The sequence below is a fragment of the Acidobacteriota bacterium genome, assembly GCA_026393755.1.
Taxonomy (GTDB): domain Bacteria; phylum Acidobacteriota; class Vicinamibacteria; order Vicinamibacterales; family JAKQTR01; genus JBAXOX01.
The window spans coordinates 80,087-104,046 of the sequence record JAPKZO010000017.1 but is presented as its reverse complement, the minus strand read 5'-3'; the positions used below and the strand labels follow the sequence as shown (position 1 = coordinate 104,046).

Genomic DNA, 23,960 nt, shown 5'->3' with positions numbered 1-23,960 from the left:
CTTCCGACCCGAGGATCGTGACGAACGCGGCAAGTGAATGTCGTGCGCTGGCAGGGGAGCCACGGACGAATCGTCGGCGGTGTGAACCGGAGTCCTGCTGCGCGATTGACTCATCGCCGCATCGCCTCCTCGAGCGCGTTGAACAACGCCGTACGGCGCGCGCCTCCCGGCGCAACAAACCGGATGTTCGGCCTGCACCCCGCCGGATCAACGAATCCCGGCACACCGGCACGCGAGTCACCGTCCGCGCCGGTGCCAGGTCCTTGGTACCGCAGCGCTCCCGTCGGACACGCGGCGACGCATGCCGGTGCGAGCCCCTGCTCGATCCGGTGCGCGCAGAGATGGCACTTGGAGACGACGCCCTGGTGCTCATCGTACTTCGGCGTGCCGAACGGGCAGGTCATCTCGCAGTACCGGCAGCCCACGCACCGGTCTTCGTGATGCACGACGACGCCGTCCGCGCGCTTCTCGTAGGCGCGTGAGGGGCATCCTCGCAGGCACGCGGGATCGTCGCAGTGGTGGCACGCGACCGACAGGAAATACGTCGGGCCGGCAGCGTGCCGCCGCAGGTTCAGCGGCAGCACGCGCCGCCACGCCAGTTCCTCGGCTCGGCCGTTCTCGATCCGGCACGCGAGTACGCACGAACCGCATCCGACGCACCGATGCAGATTAACGAGGAATCCCGCGCGGCTCATATGCGCTCCACGTCGACGAGGCACTCGTAGAACGTCGCGCCGTGGTTCATGTCGGTGATCCCTTCGGCCGTGAGCGCGTTCACATCGGGATCGCCCGCGTGACTCCAGCCTTCGAGGATGTGTACAACGCCAGCCCTGATGCCCGCTGTCACCCGCGCCGTGACCTCGATGCGGCCGCGATCATTCCACACGGCGACGCGGCCGCCGTCCGTGATGCGGCGCGCCGATGCGTCGTGCGGATTGATGTCGAGCACGTGCGACCGCTCGACCTCGCGCACCCAGTCGAGGTTGCCGAACTGCGAGTGAATCCGATCGCGCGTCTTGCAGGAAAGGAGTTGCAAGGGGAGACGGCTCGCCAGCGCCGAGGCGTGGCCCTCGTCCAGGGGGGCGTATGCCGGGACGGCCTCAACGCCCCAACGCTCCGTGGCCTCGTCTGCGGCGAACTGTACCTTTCCCGATGGCGTCGGAAAACGCCGATCGGCGAACGCGACGTCACCGCCTCCGGACAGATCCAGCGGCCGCTCCATCAGACCCTCGAGCGCCAACTCGTAGCCCGCCGGGAGCAACGCACGCAGATACGCGATCCGGTCAGTTGGGAACCACGTGGTCTCGTACCCGAATCGCTCGCACAGCAGCCGCCAGATCTCGCTTTCCGGTTTCACCTCGCCTGGCGGATCGAGAATCTTTGCGCGCCATTGCACGTATGGATGCCAATACGCGGTAACCAGATCCTCTTCTTCGAACAGTGTCTTGGCCGGCAACACGAAGTCGGCGCACTCGGCGGTCGGCGTCATGAACTGATCGACCACGACCACCAGGTCGAGCGATCCGAGGCCAGCCCGTACTCGTGGCGCGGCGGGGTTCTGGCTGCACGGATTACCCCGCTCAATCCACGCGGCCCGAATCGGAGGATCGGTGAGCGTTTCCAGATGACGCGCCACCTGCGACACGGGAATAGCACGAAGCCCGGCCGGCTCCGGCGGCAGCGGCAACGCGCGCAGACAGTGACTGGCCAGATTGGCATACTGCCATCCGCCGCCCGCCGCGCCCACATTTCCCGTGACGGCCGGCAACAGCGCGACGGCCCTCATCGTCTGGCCGGCCCGATGGTGGCGCTGCAACCCGAAGCCGGCGATGAGCAACGCCGGACGCGTACGGCCATAGGCCAGTGCGAGGTCGCGAATCGCCGTGGGGTCGAGGCCCGTGATCTCGGCCACGCGTTCGACGGGATACTCGGCCAGGCGCGCGCGGTACTGCTCGAAGCCCGACGCGTGGGCGTCGAGGAACGCCGTGTCGTGCAGACCGGCATCCACGATGATGCGGGCGAGCCCCATCGCCAGTGCCGCGTCGGTCCCCGGGCGCGGCTGCACGTGGACGTCGGCGGCATCCGTCGTGTCGGTGCTGCGCGGATCGACGACCGCCACGATCGCGCCGCGGGCTTGCGCATCCAGGATCAGCCGCCACTGATGGACGTTGGTCTCCGCCGGGTTGTGGCCCCAGATCAGAATGAAGCGGCTCTCTCGCGTGAGACGAGGGTGATTGTGGATGTTCGCGCCGTAGGTCAGCCGCGTCGCTTCGAGGCCGGCGGGCCAGCACAGGTCTCCGTATGTCGTCGTGCACCCGCCGAACTGCCTCCAGAAGGCCATCGACAGCCCATTGAGCGCGCCATGCGATCCGGAGCCTTCGTAGCACAGCACGCTCGATGGCCCATGACTCCCGCGGATGCGCGTCAGCGCGTCGGCAATCTCAGAGAGCGCCTCCTCCCACGTGATCTGATCGAATCCCTCTCCGTCGCGGCGCCGGCGCATGGGCGCGAGCAGCCGGTCGCGGTAGCCGACTCGGCGGGCGTAGCTCAATCCCTTGAGGCAGACGTGACCGTCGGTGGCCGGATTGGCCGGATCGCCCTCAATCCGCACGATCCCGTCATGCTCGTCGAGCGTGACGAGCATCCCGCACGTGCAATAGCAGTTGCGCGGGCACACGGTGCGAATCGTTCGCAGTGCGGCCATGGGCCGGAAGTGTAACGGAATGGCCCGGGGAAACGCGAGGAGGACCGTGTCAAGCGCGAACCGCCATGCCGGCGGGAGGACACGGCTTCGGTAGCGGCCCCTCGAACCAAGAAGAACAGTTGGCGGCTGGTGGCGAGACAAACGCGGCCAGCGCTGCCGAGGCGATCAGCCGGACGATCAGGTAATGACGGCTCATCCAGGCGATGGGACCGGTCTACTCGAAGACCTTCTCGAGCTTCTGGTACTCCGCGTGCATCAATTCGATGGCGTCTCTGATCTTCAACTCGTCCTTGCTTGCCAGCGTGCCGGCAAGGGCCGTCAGCGCTCGAGCGAGACGGTCGCGCTGCGCCGTGAACTCCGCCGTCCTGGCCTTGAGACGGTCGGGCAGCGTCGTCTGGTTCAGGACGGCCATCTTCACCGTGAGCGTGTCGACCGACGCGGTCACCTTCGCCACGACGAGCGGATTCGTCTGGTTGTGGTAGAGCACGTAGAGGGTGCCGTGGAAATCATCCAGCTCAGGCAGTACCGGCTTGATCACGCGCACCAGTTTCTCGTACTGCATGTGGAGCGCTTCGGCGGCCTTGAGCAGATCCTCGTTCTTGTCGGCTGCGACGGCCGCCTTGTAGTCGGCGCCGGCCTTGTTGAGTTCGGCGACACCAGCGGTCCACACCGGGTTCTTTTCACGAAGAATGCCAGGCAGTTCCGCCCTGCTGACCGCGGCGAGGTGCTTCTCGAGATTCGGCAGTATGGCGGCGAGCGCCTTGTAGTCCTTGTTGGGCCAGGCGTCGTGCCACATCGGCAGCATGATCTCGTGCATCGCGTCGAGCGCGGGCACGGCCGCTGTCGTTTCGGCGGGTCGTGCAGGCTGCGCGGCAGACTTGGGGGCCTGCGCCGGCGTCTTGGCGGTCTGCGCGGCGGCGAAAGGCGCGGAGACGAGGTAGAGGCCTGTCAGGACGAGACCGGTCAAACGGAGAGAACGTAGCATGGAATTGACTCCTCCGGGAGCTGGTTGCCCGCCTGATCGTAGCACGGTGACGCGGAATCCGGCGGGCGCGCCGGCGGGAGGATTCCCTTGTGATGCCGGCGCGATTGCGCTACAACTGGCACGGCGTCATCCGCCGCAAGGAGGTTCTGTCGTGCCGATCGGAATTCGCAGTTCCATCCGCGTGTCTGCGCTAGTCGTGCTGTTCTCCTTTCTGGCGCTCGCGGCCGGGCCAGTGGCCCAGGCACCCGTGCGCGTCGATCCAGCCACGCTGGTTGTTCACAACGGCAAGATCGTCACGGTTGACGAGGCCAAGCCCGTGGTGGAGGCGCTGGCGGTCCGGGACGACCGCATCGTCGCGGTCGGGACGGAAGCCGAAATCAAGCCTTACATCGCGGCATCGACCAGGATCATTGACCTCAAGGGCGCGCTCGCCGTGCCGGGCATCATTGAGAGCCACGGCCACTTTACCGGCGTCGGACAGGCCAAGCTGCAACTCAACCTGACGAAGACCACGAGCTGGGAACAGATTGTCGCGATGGTGGCCGACGCGGCGAAGACGGCCAAACCCGGCGAATGGATCTCGGGCCGGGGCTGGCACCAGGAGAAGTGGACGAAGCGCCCGCAACCCAACGTCGAGGGATTTCCGATCCATGCCTCGCTGAGCATGGTGTCGCCGAACAATCCGGTCGTGCTCGAGCACGCGAGTGGCCACGCGACGTTCGCCAACGCGAAGGCCATGGAACTGGCGGGCATCACGAAGGCCACGCCCAATCCACCTGGCGGCGAGATTCTGAAGGACGCCACGGGCACCCCGATCGGCGTGTTTCGCGAGACGGCCCAGGGGCTGTTCAGCCGCGCGGAGCGGGCTGCCCGCGAGAAGATGACCGTCCAGCAACGTGACGCCGACGCCCGCCGCATCGTGCAGTTGGCCGCCGAGGAATGCCTGTCGAAAGGCGTGACCACGTTCCATGACGCCGGCGAACCGTTCTCGACCATCGACCTGTTCAAGCAGATGGCCCAGGAAGGGAAGCTCGGGATCCGGATCTACGTGATGGTGCGCGAGAGCAACGCCCGTCTCGTCGAGAACCTCGCCAAGTACAAGACGATTGGGTTTGCCAACAACCACGTCACGCTGCGCACCATCAAGGTTACTCTCGACGGCGCCCTCGGATCGCGCGGCGCATGGTTCCTGGAGCCTTACACGGACCTGCCCGGCCACACCGGCCTGAATACGACGCCGGTCGACTCGGTCCGCGAGACGGCCAAGCTGGCGATAGCGAACGGGTATCAGCTCGCCATCCATGCGATTGGCGACCGCGCGAACCGCGAGGTGCTGAACATCTATGAGGAAGCGTTCAAGGCGAATCCGGATAAGAAGGACCTGCGGTGGCGCGATGAACACGCGCAACACCTCAATCCGGCCGACATCCAGCGGTTTGGCAAACTGGGCGTGATTGCGGCGATGCAGGGCATTCACTGCACCTCTGATGCCCCGTACGTGCTCGCCCGGCTCGGCGCGAAGCGAGCCGAGGAAGGGGCGTACGTCTGGCAGAAGCTGATGAGGTCGGGCGCCACCATCTCCAACGGCACCGATGCGCCAGTCGAGGATGTCGATCCGATTGCCAACTACTACGCGACAGTCAGCCGGCGGTTGAAGGACGGGTCGGTGTTCTACGGCGATCAACGGATGACGAGGATGGAGGCGCTGAAGTCGTACACGATCAACGGCGCGTTCGCCGCGTTCGAGGAGAAGATCAAGGGGTCGCTCACCGTCGGCAAGCTCGGCGATGTGACGATCCTGTCGAAGGACATCCTGACGATCCCCGAGGATCAGATTCCGTCGGCCAAGGTGCTGTACACGGTGGTGGGCGGGAAGGTGCTGTACCAAGCCAGGTAGGGGCACGGCATGCCGTGCCCGCCGTTCACGCCAGATTCGGGGCCAGCCAGCGTTCGGCTTCCTCCAGCGTCATCTTCCTGCGCGCGGCGTAAGAGATCAGCTGATCGCGGCCGATCCGCCCGAGGGTGAAGTACTTCGCGCGCGGGCTCGCGAAGTAGAGCCCGCTGACGCTCGCCGCCGGCAGCATCGCACAGTTCTCCGTCAGCGTGATGCCGACCGCAGGCGCGTCGAGCAGGTCGAAGAGGGCTCTTTTCGAGCTGTGATCGGGGCAGGCCGGATACCCGAATGCGGGCCTGATGCCCCGATAGCGCCCGGCGGTCAGATCCGCGGCCGGCAGTTCGCCGGTTTCGTAGCCCCACTCGCGTCTCACCCTCGCGTGCAGGTACTCCGCGAACGCTTCAGCCAGCCGATCCGCGAGCGCCTTGACCATGATCGCGTGGTAGTCGTCGTGTCGTGCGGCGGCGCCCGAGGCCAGCGCCTCCGCGCCAATGCCGGCGGTCACGGCAAACGCGCCGAGATAGTCGGCGCGCCGGCTCGCGAGTGGGGCGATGAAGTCGGCCAGCGACAGTTGCGCACGGCCTTCTTCGACCACCTCCTGCTGGCGCAGCATCGGAAACCGTGCCACCTCCCGCTGGAGCGTTTCGTCGCCGAAGCAGACCAGATCGTCGCCATCGGCGGCCGCCGCCCAGATGCCATAGACGCCGCGAGCCCGTAACGTGCCATCGGCAGCAAGCCCGCCCAGAGCCTCCTGCGCCTGGGCGTAGAGATCGCGGGCGGCCGCGCCGTACTCGGCGTGTTGGAGAAGAGCGGGGAAGCGACCCTTCAGCCCCCACGCCGCGAAGAAGAATGTCCAGTCGATCCACGGCATCAGCCTGCCGAGATCGACATCCACAACGGTTCGCTGGCCGGCTGCCGCCGGGATCGCGATCGATTCGACGGCCCAGTCAATGCCCGGCCGCCGCGCCAGCGCCTCGTCATACGCCAGCAGCACCCGCGCCTGGCGGTTCTTGTGCCGCTCTCGCAGCTGCGCCTGCGCCTGCCGATTCTCCGCGTCGAACGACGCGTGCCGCGCCTCGCTCAGCAGGTTCGACACGACGTCAGTGACCCGGGACGCATCCGGCACGTAGACCGCCGTTCCGCCGTATTCGGGCGCGATCTTGACCGCCGTGTGCTGGCGGCTGGTGGTCGCGCCTCCGATCAGGAGCGGCAGCCTCAGGCCGCGCCGCTCCATCTCGCGCGCCACCTGCACCATCTCATCGAGCGACGGCGTGATGAGGCCGCTCAGGCCGATCATGTCGGCCCGCTCCTCGACCACCGTGCGCAGAATCACGTCTGTCGGCACCATCACGCCCAAATCGACGACCCTGTAGTTGTTGCAGCCAAGGACCACGCCCACGATGTTCTTCCCGATGTCGTGGACGTCGCCCTTTACGGTGGCGAGCACGATCGTGCCTCGCTGGCGGTGCTCGGCGCCGCCTTGCCGCTTCTCCTCCTCCATGAACGGCTCGAGGTGCGCGACCGCGCGCTTCATCGCACGGGCGCTCTTGACCACCTGCGGAAGGAACATCTTGCCCGCGCCGAACAACTCGCCGACCGTCTTCATCCCGTCCATCAGCGGGCCTTCGATGACGGCAATCGGCCGCTCGTACTTCTGCCGCGCCTCCTCGACATCCAGATCGATGAAATCGAGCACGCCGTGGACGAGTGCGTGCGAGAGACGCGCCTCCACCGTGCCCTCCCGCCACGACAGATCGGCGCCCCGAACCTGCGCGGCGCCGGTGACCGTCGTGGCCAGCTGCACGAGACGCTCGGTGGCGTCGGGCCGCCGGTTGAAGATCAGGTCTTCGACGTGCTCCCGCAGATTCGCCGGCACATCCTCGTAGACGGCGAGCTGGCCCGCATTGACAATGCCCATGTCGAGGCCGGCGCGGATCGCGTGGTAGAGAAACACCGCGTGAATCGCCTCCCGGACGCGATCGCTGCCGCGAAACGCAAACGACAGGTTCGAAATGCCGCCGCTCACCTTTGCGCCGGGGCACGTCGCCTTGAGCATCCGCGTGGCCTCGAGGAAGTCCAGGGCATAGGTGGCGTGCTCCTCGAGCCCCGTGCCGATGGCCAGCACGTTCGGATCGAACACGATGTCGAGCGGATCGATGCCTGCCTCTCGAGTGAGCAGAGCGTAGGCACGCTGGAGCACCTGCACGCGCCGCTCGACGGTGTCGGCCTGGCCCCGTTCGTCAAACGCCATGACGACCACGGCGGCGCCGTACCGGCGGAGGAGCCGCGCCTTGTGAAGGAACTCCGCCTCGCCCTCCTTCAGGCTGATCGAATTGACGACGGGCTTGCCCTGGATCGCCTGGAGACCGGCTTCGATGACCGACCACTTCGAACTGTCGATCATGATGGGGAGGCGGGCGATCTCGGGCTCAGTCGCAATCAGGTGCAGGAACTCCGTCATCGACCATTCGGCGTCGAGCAGCCCTTCGTCCATGTTGATGTCGAGCAGGTTGGCGCCGCCCCGCACCTGGACGAGCGCCACCTCGGCGGCCTCGGCGAACTTCCGCTCCTTGATGAGCCGGCGGAAACGTGCCGAGCCGGCCACGTTGGTCCGCTCGCCGATCATGATGAAATTGCTGTCCGGGCGAATTGTCAGCGGCTCGAGGCCGGCGTACTGGGTGAAGCCTGTGGCAGGGGATTGGGGATCAGGGACCAGGGATTGGGATCGCTGGATTCGGGCGGTGCGCGGGCGGAGGCTGGCCACGGCCTGGGCGATCACGCGGATGTGATCGGGCGTCGTGCCGCAGCAGCCGCCCACGATGTCGACCAATCCCGCGTCGGCGAATTCTCCGACAATCCGCGCGGTCTCGGATGGCGTCTCGTCGTAGTGGCCGAAAGCGTTGGGCAGCCCGGCATTGGGGTAACAGCTGATGTGGCAGGTGGCCACGCGCTCGAGATCGACCAGGTGCGGCCGCATCTCGCGCGCGCCGAGCGCGCAGTTGAGCCCGACGCTGAACGGACGCGCGTGCGCCACCGACAGCCAGAAGGCTTCGATCGTCTGGCCTGATAGCGTCCGGCCGCTGCGGTCGGACACGGTCAGCGAGATCATGACCGGCACACGGGACTGACGCGCGTCGAAAACGTCTTCGATGGCCACCAGGGCCGCCTTGGCGTTCAGCGTGTCGAACACGGTCTCCACCAGCAGGCAGTGGCACCCGCCATCGAGCAGCCCTCGCGCCTGCTCGGCATACGCATCGCGAAGCTGCGCGAAGGTGACGGCCCGGAACGACGGGTTGTTCACATCCGGCGAGAGCGACAGCGTCTTGTTGGTAGGGCCTATGGCGCCCGCGACAAATCGGGGTTTGCCCGGCGTGCGGGCCGTCCATTCGGCGGCGGCTCTGCTGGCCAGCTTCGCGGCTTCGACGTTGATCTGATAGACGTACGGCTCGAGCCCGTAGTCCGCCTGCGCGATGGCCGTCCCGTTGAACGTGTCGGTTTCAATCAGATCCGCCCCGGCCTCCAGATACGCATGATGGATACCGGCGATGATGTCCGGTCGCGTCAGCGCGAGCACGTCGTTGTTGCCCCTGAGATCGCGATCGTGGGAGGCGAACCGGTCGCCGCGATAATCCGCCTCGGCCAGGTTGTGTCGCTGGACCATCGTGCCCATGGCACCGTCGAGGATCAGGATGCGCGTCTCGAGGATCCCGGCGAGGATGGTTGCGGTGTCGGTCGTGACCATGGTGACTCCCACGTCCTGAGGAAATACGTTCGTCGCCGAGCGTATGAATCGAACGACTACCGTGATGGCGTGCGGACGCGCCGGGCGCGCCGCGCAGGTTCACGTTTGCATCCGCAGGCGATGGTGACCGCGAACGGGCCGCCGGCCCCGCGCGCTCCCAGCTGGACGCTCACATCGACGAGCCCGGCTGTTCGCAGCAGGCGCGCAATCGCATCGTCGGCGAAGCCGAGCCACTGGTCGCCGAGCCGCTGCTTGACCCACGTCTGGTCGTGAGGCCGCAGCTCCAGCACCAGCAGCCGGCCGCCTGGCCGAAGGATGCGAACGGCCTCCGCGACCGCCCGGGCCGGGTCCCCGGCCTGGTGCAGGGCCTGCGACAACAACGCCACGTCGACGCTGGCCGAATCGAGCGGCAGCCGTTCGATATCGCCACGTCTCCAGATGATATTGGTGACGCCGCGCCTGCGGGCGAGCGCGCGGGCTTTGCGCAGCACCTCCGGGTCCCGATCGACCGCAATCACGTGGCGCGCCCACCTGGCCGCTTCGAGCGTGAGGTAGCCTTCGCCACATCCGAGGTCGGCGACCTCGACCGGCGGCAGCAGGCAGGCGAGCGCGCGGGACCAGGCGGCCCAGCTCCGGCCTGGCACCAGCCGGCCCGCATCTGAGGCGTGCGGGTCGAAGTTCTCGCGCCTCACGCGGAGCACTTCCTGGAGGCGTGCCTCGTCTCCGCGGACGAGCGGACTGCCACCCATGCCGGCTGCGTCGCTGTCGAGGTGCGCCCAGAGGCTGGCGAGCGGCCCGCTGGTGAGGGCAGGGCTCAGCCCGTAGTAGGTGAATCCTCCGGCGGGTTCCTCGTCGACCAGGCCCGCGTCCTTGAGCAGCCCGAGATGACGCGACACGCCGGATTGCGCCACGCCGAGCACGGCCGTCAATTCGGTCACGTTCAGGCGCTCGCGCAGCAGCACCCGCAGCAGCCGCAGCCGCACCTCGTCGCCGAGCAGCCGGTAGATGACAGCAGCCTTAACCATATCCATAAATCTACATGATGTGATGTGATATGCGCAACCCCCTGGGCCTCCCCCCGTCGGGCTACAATGCGGGGCGATGATCCGTATTCTGGTCACCGGCGGCACCTTCGACAAACAGTACGACGAAATTCGCGGGCGGCTGGACTTCGCCGAATCCCACCTGCCCGAGATGCTCCGCTTGGGGAGGTGCAAGCTCGACGTCACGATCAGGACCGTGATGCTGGTCGACAGCCTCGAGATGACCGAGGCCGACCGGGAACTGGTCGCGCAGAACTGTCGCCAGGCGCCCGAAACCCAGATCGTGATCACGCATGGCACCGACACGATGGTCGAGACGGCGCGCACGGTCGCGCAGTCGGTCTCGGACAAGACGGTCGTGCTGACCGGGGCCATGGTACCGTACGCGTTCGGCAGCTCTGACGGCCTGTTCAATCTGGGCAGCGCCCTGTCGTTCGTGCAGACGTTGCCGCCAGGTGTCTATGTGGCGATGAACGGCCGCTGCTTTCCGTGGGACCGGGTGCGGAAGAACCGCAAGACCGGGGTGTTCGAGGAAGCGATCTGATGGCTGCCTCTTGAGGACAACATGACAAAACGACTTGCATGCATTCTGACCGGGGTTCTGCTGGTGGCCGCGCTTGGCGCGGGTCTTCTCGCTCAGGCGACCAGGCTCCCCGTCGTGTCGCCGGTCGTCAGCGTGCCGGCGCTGCTCGGGCACGTCAAAGTGCTGTCGTCCGACCAGTTCGAGGGCCGGGCGCCAGGCACCCGCGGCGAAGATCTGACGGTGGCGTACATCGAAGACCAGTTCAGGAAGGTTGGCCTCAAGCCCGGCAACCCTGACGGCAGCTACATCCAGAAAGTGCCGCTGGTCGGCATCACCCCGGATCCCTCGACCTCGCTGACCTTCACCAGAGGCACCACGACCCGCACCTTGAAGTTCAAGGACGACATCGTCGCCTGGACAAAGCGCGTGCAGCCGCGCGTCAGCATCGACGCGTCTGACGTGGTCTTCGTGGGGTACGGCGTGCAGGCGCCGGAGTACGGGTGGGACGACTACAAGGGCGCCAATCTCTCCGGCAAGACCGTGATCATGCTCGTGGGCGATCCGCCGGGGCCCGATCCGAAGGATCCGGCGAAGCTCGATCCCAAGGTCTTCGGCGGGCGGGCGATGACGTACTACGGGCGGTGGACCTACAAGTACGAGATGGGTGCCGAGAAGAAGGCGGCGGCGGTGCTGATCGTGCACGAGACCGGGCCGGCGGGGTATCCGTTCTCCGTCGTGCAGGGCAAGATCAAGGAGCAGTTCGACCTGGTGATGCCCGACAAAGGGACGGGAAGAGCGGCCATCGAAGGCTGGATCACACTCGACCAGGCCAAGGCCCTCTGTGTGCTCGCCGGCCGGGACTTCGCGGCGCTCAAGCGACAGGCCCTCACCCGGGAGTTCAAGCCGGTGCCGCTTGGGGTCACCGCCTCGATGACGATCGCCAATACGATTCGCACGATCAATTCGCGCAACGTGGCCGGAAAGGTCGCGGGCAGCGATCCGAAGCTCAAGAATGAGTTCGTCGTCTTTACGGCGCACTGGGATCACTTCGGCATCGGGGCGCCCGTCAACGGCGACAAGATCTACCACGGGGCGGTCGACAACGCGACGGGCATCGGCGGGATGATCGAGATCGCCCGCGCGTACGCCGCGCTGCCCGTTGCCCCGAAGCGCTCGCTGCTGTTTCTCGCGGTGACCGCCGAGGAGCAGGGGTTGCTGGGATCCGACTACTACGCGCGCAACCCGCTCTATCCGCTCTCGAAGACCCTGGCCGCCATCAACATCGACGGCCTGAACATCCACGGCAAGACACGCGACCTGTCCGTGGTGGGGTTAGGCAACTCCGATCTCGACGACTACGCGCGCGATGCCGCAGCCGGGCAGGGGCGGCACCTCGTTCCCGACCCGAAACCGGAAGACGGCGGCTACTTCCGGTCGGACCATTTCCCGTTCGCGAAACAGGGCGTGCCGGCCATCAACGCCGGCGGTGGCGAAGAGGTGATCGGAAAGCCAGCGGGTTGGGCCCGCAAGGCCCAGGACGCGTACACGGCGCAGCACTACCACCAGCCGTCCGACATCATGCGCCCGGACTGGGACATGGGCGGCGCCGTCCAGGATCTGCAGATCTACTACGTGATGGGATACCGCCTGGCGCAGGCCGCCACATTTCCCGAGTGGAAGCCCGGCACGGAGTTCAAAGCCCGGCGAGACAAGATGATGGGGAAGGGGAAGTAGTCGGTGGAGAGTAGTCGGTAGTCAGTAGTCGGTAGGGAACCGTAGGGGCACGGCATGCCGTGCCCGCGCTGAATGAGGAGGGGCAACCGCGGTGGGTTGCCCCCATGGAGCGTGCTACCGCTTCTTTGTGGTCTTCTTCACTGCGGCCTTCTTTCCGGTTCCGCATCCTCCACACTTGGCCATGATGTCCTTCTCCATGATGACGCTGTTGTCAGTACGGGGGCGTTGACGCGACGATTCTATACCGCCGATTCGTTCACAGCACACAACAATCATCGACGTCGAGAAGGGAAATGGGGTCCGGCCGGTGCATGTGCTAGGCTCGTCGACGGTGGATCTGCAGGACCTCGGCTGGGACGCGTACTTCGAGCAGCACTTTGAGGAACATGGCCGGCGCGGCCTGGTGGCAGCGCGCGTGACCCTCGAGCACCAGCACATCTACACGGTCCAGTCCACCAATGGCGAGTCGCTCGCGACGGTGGCCGGGGGCCTGCGCCATCGCGCCGCCGGGCGCCACGCGTTTCCCGTCGTCGGCGACTGGGTGGCCTTGGCATCAGTCGCACCGGGCCGCCGCGCCGTCATCCAGGCCATCCTGCCCCGCAGGAGCAAGTTCTCGCGCAAGGTGGCCGGGCGCGAAACGACCGAGCAGGTGGTGGCCGCCAACATCGACACGGTGTTCCTGATGATGGGCCTCGACGCCGACTACAACCTGCGGCGCATCGAGCGCTATCTCATCACGGCCAGAGACGGTGGCGCAGCGCCCGTCATCGTCCTGAACAAGGCCGATCTCTGTGACGCCGTCGATCGTCGAGTGCGTGAAGTCCAGTCGGTCGCTCAATCGGCCCCGGTGCACGCCGTCAGTACGAAGGCGGACGGACCCCTCGATGTCCTGGATCCGTACCTGCTGCCCGGACGGACCATCGCGCTGCTCGGATCCTCCGGCGTCGGCAAGTCCACGTTGGTCAACCGCCTGGTCGGGCACCACATGCAGGCGACGCAGGAAGTCCGCGTCCGCGATCAACGCGGCCGCCACACGACGACGCGGCGCGAGCTCATCGTCGTGACGGGAGGCGCGCTGCTCATCGACACGCCGGGTCTGCGCGAGCTGCAGTTGTGGGACGGGGCCGGCGGGATGGACGCGACGTTCGATGATGTCGAGGTGCTCGGGGCGGGTTGCCGGTTCCGCGATTGCCGGCACGACGCCGAGCCCGGGTGCGCGGTGAAGGCCGCAGTCGACGCGGGCCAACTCGACCTGAGCCGGCTCGACAGCTATCGTCAACTGCGGCGGGAGCGGGCCGTGCTGCTCGGCCAGCAGGACGAACGGGCCGCGCAGGAACGCAAGCGCCAGTCGCGGACGATCTCGAAGATCATCCGCGACTTCAAACCCCGGGAATGATTTACTGCGCGGCCGCCAGGTAGATGGCGTTGAACAGGAGCGGGAACGTCGCCTGCGTCTGGGCCCGGTGTTGCGGCCGCAGGCCGAACAGCACGATGTGCCCGGGGGCCAGATCGATCGACACCACCGCCGCCCGCCCGGTCATCAACTCCTCGCCCTTGAGCCAGCCCGAGGCGACCAGATCCGCATTCGGGTACCGCACCACGACCGACGTCTTTTGTGACGCGAACCCTTCGGTCAAGGCGAAGAACGGGCTGTTGATGTAGAAACCGTACGTGCTCGCGTCCATCCCGGCTCCCATCGGATGAGCCGTGTCGACCTGGATGCGCATGATCGTGCCCGGCGCGAACTGCTGATCGCGGCTCAAACCGCGCTTCAGGTTCTTGACCGGCAGCGGGAACTGATCGATCGCGAAGTCGCAGGCGTTGCCGAGCATCACCAGTGTGCCGCCCTGGGCGACGAACGCCTTCAGCGCCTTGATCCCCTCGTCACCGATGCCACCTCGGTACTCGGGCCGCACGCTCATCGCCTCGGTGCCCCTCACGATGCTCGATGGCTGCTGATCCGCGAACAGAATCACATCAAACTTGTCGCGCAACTTGCCCGCTTTGATGTCGGCGTTGTGCAGCGACGTGTACGGGAACTCGTGCTGTTCGATCACCCAGCGCGTCCAGCCCTCATCCATGTTGCCGGACCACGGTTGGTACATCGCGAGACGCGGCGCCTTGAGCGCCAGAGATCGGCCGGTTCCTGCCGTCACCGGCTTGTCATCGGCGCGAATCTTCAGGCCGAGCGACGTGGCAATCGCCTGCATGGCCTTCGGAGCCGCGCCGGTCACCTCGATGCGCGACACCGGGCCCGACGCGTCCTGCGCCTGGACCAGCGAAACGCGCGCGCCGTCTTTGAGCAACCGGTTGATCGCGATGGCCGCATCCGGCCCGGTGTAGTCGAACACGAAATGCTTGCCGGATCCGGCTACTCCGCCGGCGATCGTCGGCGAGTCGCCCACCTTGGTCAGGCGCACGGCCTCACCGATCGGCTTCTTGACGAACGTCACGTCCACGCCGAGCAGCATGCCGAGCGACCACGACGTGACGTCGTAGGGCGGTTCGGGCGGCGAGTTGGGGCCGCCGCGGCGCACCTCCGGGTACGTCTGTTTCTCGAGCATGTCCTTGGCGTACCGCGCGAACACCTGTGTCATCGGGATGACAAACGTGCCGGCGGGGTAGTCCTTGTCGTCAGCCTTGAACGGCGCGTCCGCCTGGTACACGTCGACGCCGCCCATCTGGAGGCGCGACACGAGCCGGTACGCCGCAGCCGGATCGTGCTGCGTCGATGGCGTCACGACGATGGCGGACGGATCGCCCTTCCGGCCGGCGTCCATCGTCGCGCGATTGACCTCGTAGATCTGCCGCAGCAGCGTCTCCCGCTGATCCGCCGCCAATTCGAGCGTGGCCATTGTCGCGATCAACTCGTAGTCGACGATGTCGTGGAGTGTCCAATGGCCGCCGAGCCAGGGCCGCGGATACTCCGTCCGCGGCATGACGTCGGTCGGCGGCGGCATCACGCCGCCCGCCTCGCCCTGTCCGCCTCGTCCACCGCCGCCACGCCCGCCACCTTCGCCAGCGGCCGGGGCCGGGGCCGGGGGTCTTCCCATCTCGGCCCGCCGTTGCTCAGTCGGCGAGGCGACGCGCACCGACGCCACCTCGGTCAGCAGCCCGACCTGGTTGTGCCACCATCCGCTCCACGCCATCGCGCCCTGCCAGAAGTTCGTGTAAGTGGCGTTGTAGATGATGCCGTCCTTGCCGGCGGCTTCGAGCGCCGCGCCCTGCGTCTGGCCGAACAGTCCGTTCCATCGGTAGATGAGTGGATGCACGTTCGGATTGATGGGGTCGGTGGCCGGCATCACGAAGATGCGTGCGCCGCTGGTTCCCTGCTGGTGCTCGTCGAGCCAGACAGCCGGGTACCAGTCCTGCCACAGGAGCTTCGCCGTCAACTGGCTCTCTTTCTGGGTGAACATGTACATGTCGCGGTTGTTGTCGTGGCCGACGTACTGGTGATACAGCCACGGCATCTGCGACGGCTCGAACTCGGTTCCCAGGTTCTTGTTGTACCAGTCGACCACCATGATCTGGCCGTCCGGATTGAGGCTCGGCACGAGCAGCAGAATCACATTGTCGAGCACGTGCTGGATGCGCGGCGAGCGGTCGGTGGCGAGCCGGTACACCAGATCGAGCACCATCTGCGATGAGCCGATCTCGGTCGAGTGGATGTTGCACGTCACCACGACGACCGCCTTGCCCGCCTGGAAGATTTCGTCGCGCTGCGCCTCGGTCGGCGTGCCGTCGCGGAAGTAGAGACGGCGTTCGAGCCCGCGGTAGTACTCGAGCTTCTTCAGGTTCTCGGCGGCGCTGATTTCGAGCGCGATAAACGGATTGCCCTGCGTCGTCTTGCCCAGTTCCCGAAACCGGACGCGGTCTGATGAGGCGGCGACCAGCCGCATGTACTCGACGATCTTGTCCCAGCGGGCCAGTTTCGTGTCGGCACCGACACGGAAACCCAGGAACTTCTCGGGCGTTTGCATCGCTGGAGCCTGCTGGGCAGAGGCCACCAGCCTCGCCGTCGAACTCGATGTCACCAGCAGGGACAGTCCAAGACCAATCGCCACTGCGAGGCGTGAAGCGCGCATGTGTCAGAACCCTCCTCGTGATCGAACAGCCGTTCGCGGTGGACGTCGCGTCCACGAAGGCGCGGCTGTACGGTTGGCTTCGGGCGAAACGCACGCTAAGTCCTTCGATTCGTCAGTCCGGCGGCAAGGGCAATCGCTCGGGACTTAGTGCTGAGCGAGCATTATTCACCCGATCGCCTCAAAAATACGCAACCGCAATTGCGAGCCGGCGCGCTATTGTATTTCTGTGCATCGGGCATGAGCGCATGGTGTGGCCTGATGCTCAGGCTCAGGTCTGTCATCTTCCCGCGAAACGAGCGTAGGATCGGCGCAGTCGTCTGTCGGAGGGGGGAATCTATGACACGTGCTCGGACATCCTGGTGTGTCGCCGCCCTGGTGCTGACGACGACTCTCGTTGGGGTTGCACAAACCTCCGGGATGTCCAATCGGGAGTGGCAGGCCTGGGTGGATGATGTGCGGCCGTTCTTCTTGGCGTCGGAAGCGGCTGCGGCGAAGAACGTGCCAGCCGCCGACCGCTCAGCGTTCCGCGACGAGTTCTGGAAGCGCAGGACCGACGCGACGGCTGAAGCCGGCACTGCCGTTCGTGCAACACTCGAAGCCCGCATCCGCGCAGCTGACAAGCGCTACCGAGTGAACGACAAGGGGGCGTGGAACGACTGCGGGCGGACCTATGTGCTGCTGGGGACACCCGATTGGGTGCGCAGCATGGTTCTCGGCGCGCACTTCAACGGCGGCGACGCGGCTGCCAACTTCCGCGATCAGGATGATCAACTGGCCGAGGTCTGGATTTACCGTGCGCACCCTCGGTTGCCGCCGTCGCCCAACGGCGTGTCGTTCGGCTTCACCACGAAGTGCGAGGCCATCGGCAGCCCCCAGTTCCAACGCCTGCTCGATCAGGCGGCAGCAAGCTACCTGGTCGCTGCGGCGCGATGATCTGAGCGAGCGTGGTCACGCTCGCAAGCGATGCCGTCAGCCCGGGTTCTGGGCTATGGTATTCCTGTGCATCCGCCAAGCGCTCCCTGATTCGCCGCGCCGTGGCGTTTGGCGACCGCCCCGCCATCTTCGACACCGACGGCACGTGGAGCTACGCGGACCTGCTCACGCGATCGGCAGCTGTTGCGTCTGTGCTGCTCGACGGCCGTGCCGACCGTCTACCGGCGACTGATTGCGGGATGGCAGGCTGCGCCGGCCGATCTTCGGCAGCACTGGTCGGCGGCCGCCAGGCGCCTTCGCCTGATGGTGTCGGGATCCGCTGCCCTGCCGGTCGGCGTGCTCCAGGCCTGGCGCGACATCACGGGCCACACGCTGCTCGAGCGGTACGGCATGACCGAGATCGGGATGGCGCTGTCGAACCCGCTGGTCGGGGAACGCCGGGCGGGTTTCGTCGGAACGCCGCTGCCCGGCATCGACGTGCGGCTGTTGGACGAACCGGGCCGCGATGTCGCCGAGGGCACTCCTGGCGAGATCCACGTGCGCGGTGCCGGCGTGTTTCGTCAATACTGGAACAGGGAAGATGCCACGGCTGAGGCGTTTCGCGACGGAGGCTGGTTTCGTACCGGAGACGTCGCGGTGGTGCAGGAAGGGATCTACCGAATTCTGGGACGGCTGTCGGTGGACATCATCAAGTCCGGCGGCGAGAAAGTATCAGCCCTCGAGATCGAAGACGCACTGCGCGGGCACCCTGCCATCGCCGATTGTGCTGTCGTGGGGACGCCGGACGCGGCATGGGGCGAGTGCGTGAGTGTGGCCCTGGTGCCCAAGGGCGACGCTCGAGTTGACCTGGACGAGCTTCGAACGTGGGCGCGCGCGACGCTCGGCGGTCCAAAGCTCCCGTGCCGCCTGATCATCGTTGACGATCCCCCGCGCAACGCCATGGGGAAGATCTCGAAGCGCGACGTGATCCAATTGTTTGAACAGACCTGATCCGGGTTCGGCTGGAGTGAAGTGCCCGGCTTGCGGTACACTTGTCTGTTCCCCGGACCACTCCGGGGGGTGGGCGCGCCGGGATCTTCTCGAGACTGCTGCATGGGCATTCTGACATCGTTGTTCGTCGCACTGGTCCTCACCACTGCGCCGCAAGATCCGCAGGCGCTCGAGCAGGAGGCCAAGCAGATCGAGGCGATGCTGATTGCGCCGTGCTGCTGGAGTCAGCAGGTTTCGCTCCATCAGTCGCCTGCGGCCGACGACATCAAAGCCAACATCCGGCGATTGCTGGCGCAGAACAAGACGCGCCAGCAGATTCTCGACGCGTACGTCTCGGAGTATGGCGATCGGATTCTGGCCGAGCCGCCAGCGCGCGGTTTCAGTGCGGCGTTGTACGTGCTCCCCTGGGTGTTTCTGGCGGGCAGCGTCGGCCTCGTCGTGGCAGTGGTGCGCCGCCTGCGTGCCGGTGCCTCGCCTCCGCCTCCGGCGACGCCGTCCACGCCCGCGACCGAGAGTGACGCTGAAACGGATCGCCTCGATGAAGAACTTCGAAACCTGGATTGACACCTGGTGATCTCGCGATGGGACTGATCGACCGACTGCGATCGCAGCCACGATGGAAGCACCCGGATGCGGATGTGCGTCTCGCGGCGGCGCGCGAGATGACGGCCGACGATCGCGACACACTCGCCAAGTTGGCGGTGGCAGACGAAGACGCCCGGGTGAGGAAGACCGCCGTCACCCGGCTTGACCACGTGGAGACGCTCGGCTCTGTGGCGTCAGGGGACGTTGATGCCGGTGTGCGGACAGAAGCCGCCGCCCGGCTCGCCAGCCTCGCCGGCGATGCCACGGACGAAGCGGCGGGACGGGCCGCCCTCGATGCCCTGGGAAGCGGGGCCGATGCGCGGATCTACCTCACACTCGCGAAGGCAGCCTCCTTGGACGCGGTGGGCCGTGCCGCCGTCGACGCCCTTCGCGATTCCAAGGCCCTGAGTGCTGTGGCGCGCCAGTCGCGCCACGAGTTAGTGGCACGAGCCGCGCTCGACCGCCTGGACGATCCCGCCGAACTGGCGCAGGTCGCCCTCCGGAGCGAACATCGCGATGTCGCGCTGGCGGCTCTCGATCGGATGTCCGATTGGGAGGCGATCGACCAGGTAGCGAGCCGTGCCAAACACAAAGCCGTGGTTCACCGGGCCCGCGCGTTGTTGCGCCAGCGCGGTGAATCTGATCCGCCAGTCGACCAGGCCGGACACACGTTGAAGTCCGATCCGGTTGATGAGGCGTCCGAGACACCCGTGGCCACACAACACGATGATCAGCAGCTGCCATCCTCAGACGTTCTGACGCTCTCGCCCGCTTCTGTCGGGGAGGCCGCAGTTGAGAGTCCGTTGTCGGAGGCGCCGGAAGCGGCGGTCGCTCCGGCGTCCGAGCTCATCGCGACAGCCGACTCCCCGGGGGCGCCCGAGCCTGAGGAAATCCCTCAGCCTGTGGAGACGCCCGGGCCTGTGGCGTCGTCAGTGCCTGTGGAGCCGCCAGTGCCTGTGGAGCCGCCAGTGCCTGTGGAGCCGCCAGTGCCTGTGGAGCCGCCAGCGCCTGCGGAGTCGCCGGTTCATGCCGTAGCCGCGGACACGCCCGCGCAGCGGGCCGAGAGAGTTGCCCACCTGGTGCAACTGCTCGAGGGTGCCGAACAAGTTCTTGCGGCCACGGATTTTCCCGACGCCCGGACGCGGTGGAACGCGCTCCGGCGAGACTGGTCATCGATGCTGCCGAACCTGGAACTCGACGACGAGACCGCTGCCAGGGTGAAGCGGCTTGAGACGCAGATTGACGAGCGCGAATTGGCGCTGCGTGAATCCCGTTCGAAACAGCAGCACGAGAACCTGCTTCGGCTGCAACACCTCAGCGAGCAGCTTGAAAAAGTGGCCCAGGGCGAACGGCTGACGCTGCGTGACGCCGAACGCGTGCTGCGGGAGGCTCGCGCCGCGCTCGATGCGCCGGGGCCGCTGCCGTCCCGCCAGGATCAGCAACTGATCGTCGCGCGTCTGAAATCGATTCAGTCACTGGTGTTTCCACGGGTCCAGGATCTGCGCGAAGCGGACGAATGGGAGCGCTGGGCGAACGCCGGCGTGCAGGAATCACTCATCCGCCGGCTCGAGGCCCTGCGCGAGGAGCCTGATCAGGCGAACGTCGCCAGGCAACTGCGCCAGATTCATGACGAGTGGCACAAGGTCCGAACCGTCCCGCGCGAGAAGGGCCGCGACCTCTGGGAGCGCTACAAGACGGTCGAATCCGAGATTCGCGATCGGTGTGAGTCGTTCTTCGAACACGTCGCCACGGAGCGTGACGCGAACCTCAAGGCCAAGATGGCGCTCTGCGAACAGGTCGAGGCGCTGGCCGAGTCCACGGACTGGATCCGCACCGCCGAGACCATCAAGGGGCTGCAGGCGCAATGGAAGACGATTGGACCTGTCACGCCGGGCCATGAAAAGGCCATCTGGGAGCGGTTCCGGGCCGCCTGCGATCACTTCTTCACCCGTCGCAAGCAGGACCTGACGGAACGCAAGACGGTGTGGACCGTCAACCTGCAGAAGAAGGAGCAGATCTGCGCGGCGCTCGAGGCGCTCGCGGCGACCACCGACTGGGATCAGGCGCTCTCCGAGGTCAAGCGGCTGCAGGCGGACTGGCGCACGGTCGGTCCGGTCAAACGCAGCCGCGCCGAGTCGCTGCTCTTGCGGTTTCGAAGCGCGAGCGAGCGGTTCTTCGACAGCTACGCGCACCGCAACGATCAGGAAGTGGCCCGTCAGGCGGCCGTGCGTGAACAGGTGTGCCAGACGCTCGAGGCGCTGCTGCCGACCGGCGACGAACCGGCCACCGTGCCCGAGGACGGGATCCTGAAGCACGTCCTGACCCTCAAGCGTCAGTGGGATTCGGCTCCGACCCTTCCGCGGGCCGAAGGTGAGCCGCTCGCCGCGCGCTTCGCGCAGGCGATGAACCGGCTCGCCGAGTTGCACGCCGACGCGTTCAAGGGCAGCGAAATGGATCCGGAGACCACGCGGCAGCGCCTTGAGCACCTGTGTGAGCTGGTCGAAGGCCTCGCTGGCGAGGATCGATCGTCCGAGCCGCTGTCGCCGGCGGCGATTCTTGCGACACAGTGGCGCGAGGCGCTCGCGGCCAACACGATCGGCGGGCGGGCAGACGACGAGGCGAAGTGGCGCAACGCGGCAGAGGAAATCCGAAAGGCCCAGGCCGCATGGCGGCGGATCGGTCCACTCCCCGACGCCTCGGCCCGCGAGTTGACTGATCGGTTCCAGCGGGCGTGCAACCGGTTCTTCCGCCAGCGCGAGCGGCGCAATCCCACCGCGCCTCCGGCGCGTTGACCTCGCGGGGAGGACCTTTCTGAGACCGCAAACCCGTGACCGTGCGGCGATCCCGGACAGCGTCAAGTGGGATCTGCGGCCAATCTTCGCTTCGTGGGAAGACTGGCAGGAGGCTTACGCGCGCCTCGAGGGTGACGTCGACGCGTTCGCTCAGCGTCGAGGATCGCTCGGAGTGGGGGCCGCGTCGCTGATGGCCGCGTACCGGTCCGTTGATGCCCTCGGCACGCTGGCGTACCGCGTCTCGTCGTTTCCCGCCCTTCGCCACGACGAGGATCAGCGCGACAACCAGGTCAGCGCCCGCCACCAGCAGGTTCAGATCCTCATGTCGAAGTGGCAGCAGGCCACGTCGTGGTTCAGTCCCGAACTGCTGGCCATCCCCATCGAGACCGTGCGGGGGTGGATGGAGACCGACGCCGATCTGGCGCGCTACCGCTTCGCGATCGAGAACGTGTACCGGCAGCAGGAGCACGTGCTCGACGAAGGCGGCGAGCGACTGCTGTCGCTGGCCGGGAGGCTCGAAGGCGCGCCGTCCGACGCATACTCGGCGCTGTCGACCGCGGACGCGAGGTTCCCCGACATCACGCTCGATGACGGCCGCACGGTGACGGTGTCGTACGGCGAGTATCGATCGATTCTCGAGACGTCCCGGGTGCAGGCCGATCGGGCCGCGGCGTTCACGGCCTACCTCGGCACGTTCCATGCGGCGCGCAATACCTACGCCGCGCTGTACAACGGCGTCTGCCAGCGGGACTGGTTCCAGGCGCGGGCGCGCGGCTATCGGTCGACACTGGAGGCGGCGCTCCACGGCAACAACATTCCGCCCGCAGTGGTGAACACCTTGATCACCGTTGCGCGGGAGCACACGCAGGGGTTGCGCCGGTACCACCGCCTGCGCAAGCGCACACTCGGACTCGACCGGTACTTCACCTACGACACCACCGTGCCGCTCGTCGCATTTGCGCGCGCCTACGACTACGACGAAGCACGGGCCTGGGTCGTCGGGGCGGTCGCGCCGCTCGGTGAGGCCTACCAGGACGAAGTGCGGCGCAGCTTCGACGCGCGCTGCATAGATGTCTACGAGAACGAGGGCAAGCGCAGCGGGGCGTACTCGGCGCCGGTCTACGGCGTGCATCCGTACATGCTGTTGAACCACAACGACACCCTCGATGCCGTCTTCACGCTGGCGCACGAGATGGGACACAGCATCCACACCGTGCTCGCGCATCGGCACCAGCCGTTCGTCTACTCGGACTACACGATATTCGTCGCCGAGGTGCCGTCCACGCTGAACGAGGCGCTGCTGCTGGAGTACCTCCTGGCGCGAAGCGCGGACCCGAGCGAGCGCGTCGTGCTGCTGCAGCACGCCATCGACAGCATCGCCGGGACCTTCTTCATGCAGGCGCTGTTCGCGGACTACGAACTCCGCGCGCACGCCCTGGTGGAGCAGGACCATCCGATCACGGCCGATGTCCTCTGCGACATCTACAGCCACTTGATGACCGACTACTTCGGCGACACGTTCGATGACGAGCCGCTGGTCCAGGCGACCTGGGCCCGCGTCCCGCACTTTTTCGGCAGCCCGTACTACGTCTACCAGTACGCCACCTGCTTCGCCTCGGCGGCGCACCTGGTGCAGGGCATCGTCGGCGGCGAGGGCGCTCGCCGCGAGGCGGCCGTCGCGCGCTATCTCGACCTGCTCAAGGCCGGCGGCAGCGGCTACCCGATGGATCAACTGCGCGAGGCGGGCGTCGACCTGAGCCGGCCGGAAACCGTCAGAGCCGTGATCGTCCAGTTCGAGCACCTGGTGGACCGGCTCGAGCGCGAACTCGCGGCGCTCGATCGGATCAACTGATCGGGCCATGATGTGGACGACCTGAGGCGAACCCCGTATCGTCCGGGCCTCCCAACCCGCATGATGATCTCGGCTGCGCTCACACTTGTGTGCTGGTG

15 protein-coding genes are annotated in these 23,960 nt (G+C 66.6%); 9 read left to right on the top strand and 6 right to left on the bottom strand.

What is annotated here, in order from left to right; genetic code table 11:
* Window positions 1-110 precede the first annotated feature (110 nt).
* The 3 genes from NTV05_06045 to NTV05_06035 form a co-directional block, all read right to left on the bottom strand.
* Window positions 111-695 carry a 4Fe-4S dicluster domain-containing protein gene (locus NTV05_06045; GenBank protein ID MCX6543960.1) on the bottom strand — a complete coding sequence of 195 codons (585 nt, stop codon included), beginning with the start codon at window positions 693-695 and terminating at the stop codon, window positions 111-113.
* Complete coding sequence (locus NTV05_06040; protein MCX6543959.1) at window positions 692-2,704, bottom strand: molybdopterin-dependent oxidoreductase; 2,013 nt, start codon at window positions 2,702-2,704, stop codon at window positions 692-694. Before NTV05_06040 ends, NTV05_06045 begins: the two co-directional genes overlap by 4 nt.
* A 214-nt stretch (window positions 2,705-2,918) precedes the next feature.
* Window positions 2,919-3,689 (bottom strand): hypothetical protein, encoded by a 771-nt coding sequence (locus NTV05_06035; protein MCX6543958.1) that lies wholly within the window; start codon window positions 3,687-3,689, stop codon window positions 2,919-2,921.
* A gap of 151 nt (window positions 3,690-3,840) precedes the next feature.
* Between NTV05_06035 and NTV05_06030 the strand changes: the two genes are divergently transcribed.
* Window positions 3,841-5,586, top strand: a complete 1,746-nt coding sequence (locus NTV05_06030) for an amidohydrolase family protein (protein ID MCX6543957.1) — start codon at window positions 3,841-3,843, stop codon at window positions 5,584-5,586.
* 25 nt (window positions 5,587-5,611) lie between these two features.
* Here NTV05_06030 and metH read toward each other — a convergent pair whose 3' ends face one another.
* Window positions 5,612-9,325 (bottom strand): methionine synthase, encoded by a 3,714-nt coding sequence (gene metH, locus NTV05_06025; protein MCX6543956.1) that lies wholly within the window; start codon window positions 9,323-9,325, stop codon window positions 5,612-5,614.
* 56 nt (window positions 9,326-9,381) lie between these two features.
* Window positions 9,382-10,350 carry a metalloregulator ArsR/SmtB family transcription factor gene (locus NTV05_06020; GenBank protein MCX6543955.1) on the bottom strand — a complete coding sequence of 323 codons (969 nt, stop codon included), beginning with the start codon at window positions 10,348-10,350 and terminating at the stop codon, window positions 9,382-9,384.
* Between the two features lie 76 nt (window positions 10,351-10,426).
* On the opposite strand from NTV05_06020, the gene NTV05_06015 reads away from it, so the two are divergent.
* From NTV05_06015 to rsgA, 3 genes are all read left to right on the top strand, one after another.
* Window positions 10,427-10,912 carry an asparaginase domain-containing protein gene (locus tag NTV05_06015; GenBank protein ID MCX6543954.1) on the top strand — a complete coding sequence of 162 codons (486 nt, stop codon included), beginning with the start codon at window positions 10,427-10,429 and terminating at the stop codon, window positions 10,910-10,912.
* A gap of 21 nt (window positions 10,913-10,933) precedes the next feature.
* Entirely contained in the window at window positions 10,934-12,625 is a 1,692-nt protein-coding gene (locus NTV05_06010; protein MCX6543953.1) for a M28 family peptidase, read from the top strand.
* A 307-nt stretch (window positions 12,626-12,932) separates the two neighbouring features.
* Window positions 12,933-14,021 carry a ribosome small subunit-dependent GTPase A gene (gene rsgA / locus NTV05_06005; protein ID MCX6543952.1) on the top strand — a complete coding sequence of 363 codons (1,089 nt, stop codon included), beginning with the start codon at window positions 12,933-12,935 and terminating at the stop codon, window positions 14,019-14,021.
* A 1-nt stretch (window position 14,022) separates the two neighbouring features.
* On the opposite strand, the gene NTV05_06000 is transcribed toward rsgA, so the two are convergent.
* Window positions 14,023-16,710: a M14 family metallopeptidase gene (locus tag NTV05_06000; protein ID MCX6543951.1), complete on the bottom strand. Its 2,688-nt coding sequence runs from the start codon at window positions 16,708-16,710 to the stop codon at window positions 14,023-14,025.
* Between the two features lie 336 nt (window positions 16,711-17,046).
* On the opposite strand from NTV05_06000, the gene NTV05_05995 reads away from it, so the two are divergent.
* The 5 genes from NTV05_05995 (at window position 17,047) to pepF (ending at window position 23,862) form a co-directional block, all read left to right on the top strand.
* The gene (locus tag NTV05_05995) at window positions 17,047-17,643 is read left to right on the top strand and encodes a GWxTD domain-containing protein (protein ID MCX6543950.1); all 597 of its coding nucleotides are present in this window, start codon (window positions 17,047-17,049) and stop codon (window positions 17,641-17,643) included.
* Between the two features lie 183 nt (window positions 17,644-17,826).
* Window positions 17,827-18,633 carry an AMP-binding protein gene (locus NTV05_05990; protein ID MCX6543949.1) on the top strand — a complete coding sequence of 269 codons (807 nt, stop codon included), beginning with the start codon at window positions 17,827-17,829 and terminating at the stop codon, window positions 18,631-18,633.
* A gap of 102 nt (window positions 18,634-18,735) precedes the next feature.
* Window positions 18,736-19,197 (top strand): cytochrome c-type biogenesis protein CcmH, encoded by a 462-nt coding sequence (locus NTV05_05985; GenBank protein ID MCX6543948.1) that lies wholly within the window; start codon window positions 18,736-18,738, stop codon window positions 19,195-19,197.
* 17 nt (window positions 19,198-19,214) lie between these two features.
* Entirely contained in the window at window positions 19,215-22,010 is a 2,796-nt protein-coding gene (locus NTV05_05980) for a DUF349 domain-containing protein (protein ID MCX6543947.1), read from the top strand.
* A gap of 19 nt (window positions 22,011-22,029) precedes the next feature.
* The gene (gene pepF / locus NTV05_05975) at window positions 22,030-23,862 is read left to right on the top strand and encodes an oligoendopeptidase F (GenBank protein MCX6543946.1); all 1,833 of its coding nucleotides are present in this window, start codon (window positions 22,030-22,032) and stop codon (window positions 23,860-23,862) included.
* Window positions 23,863-23,960 lie beyond the last annotated feature (98 nt).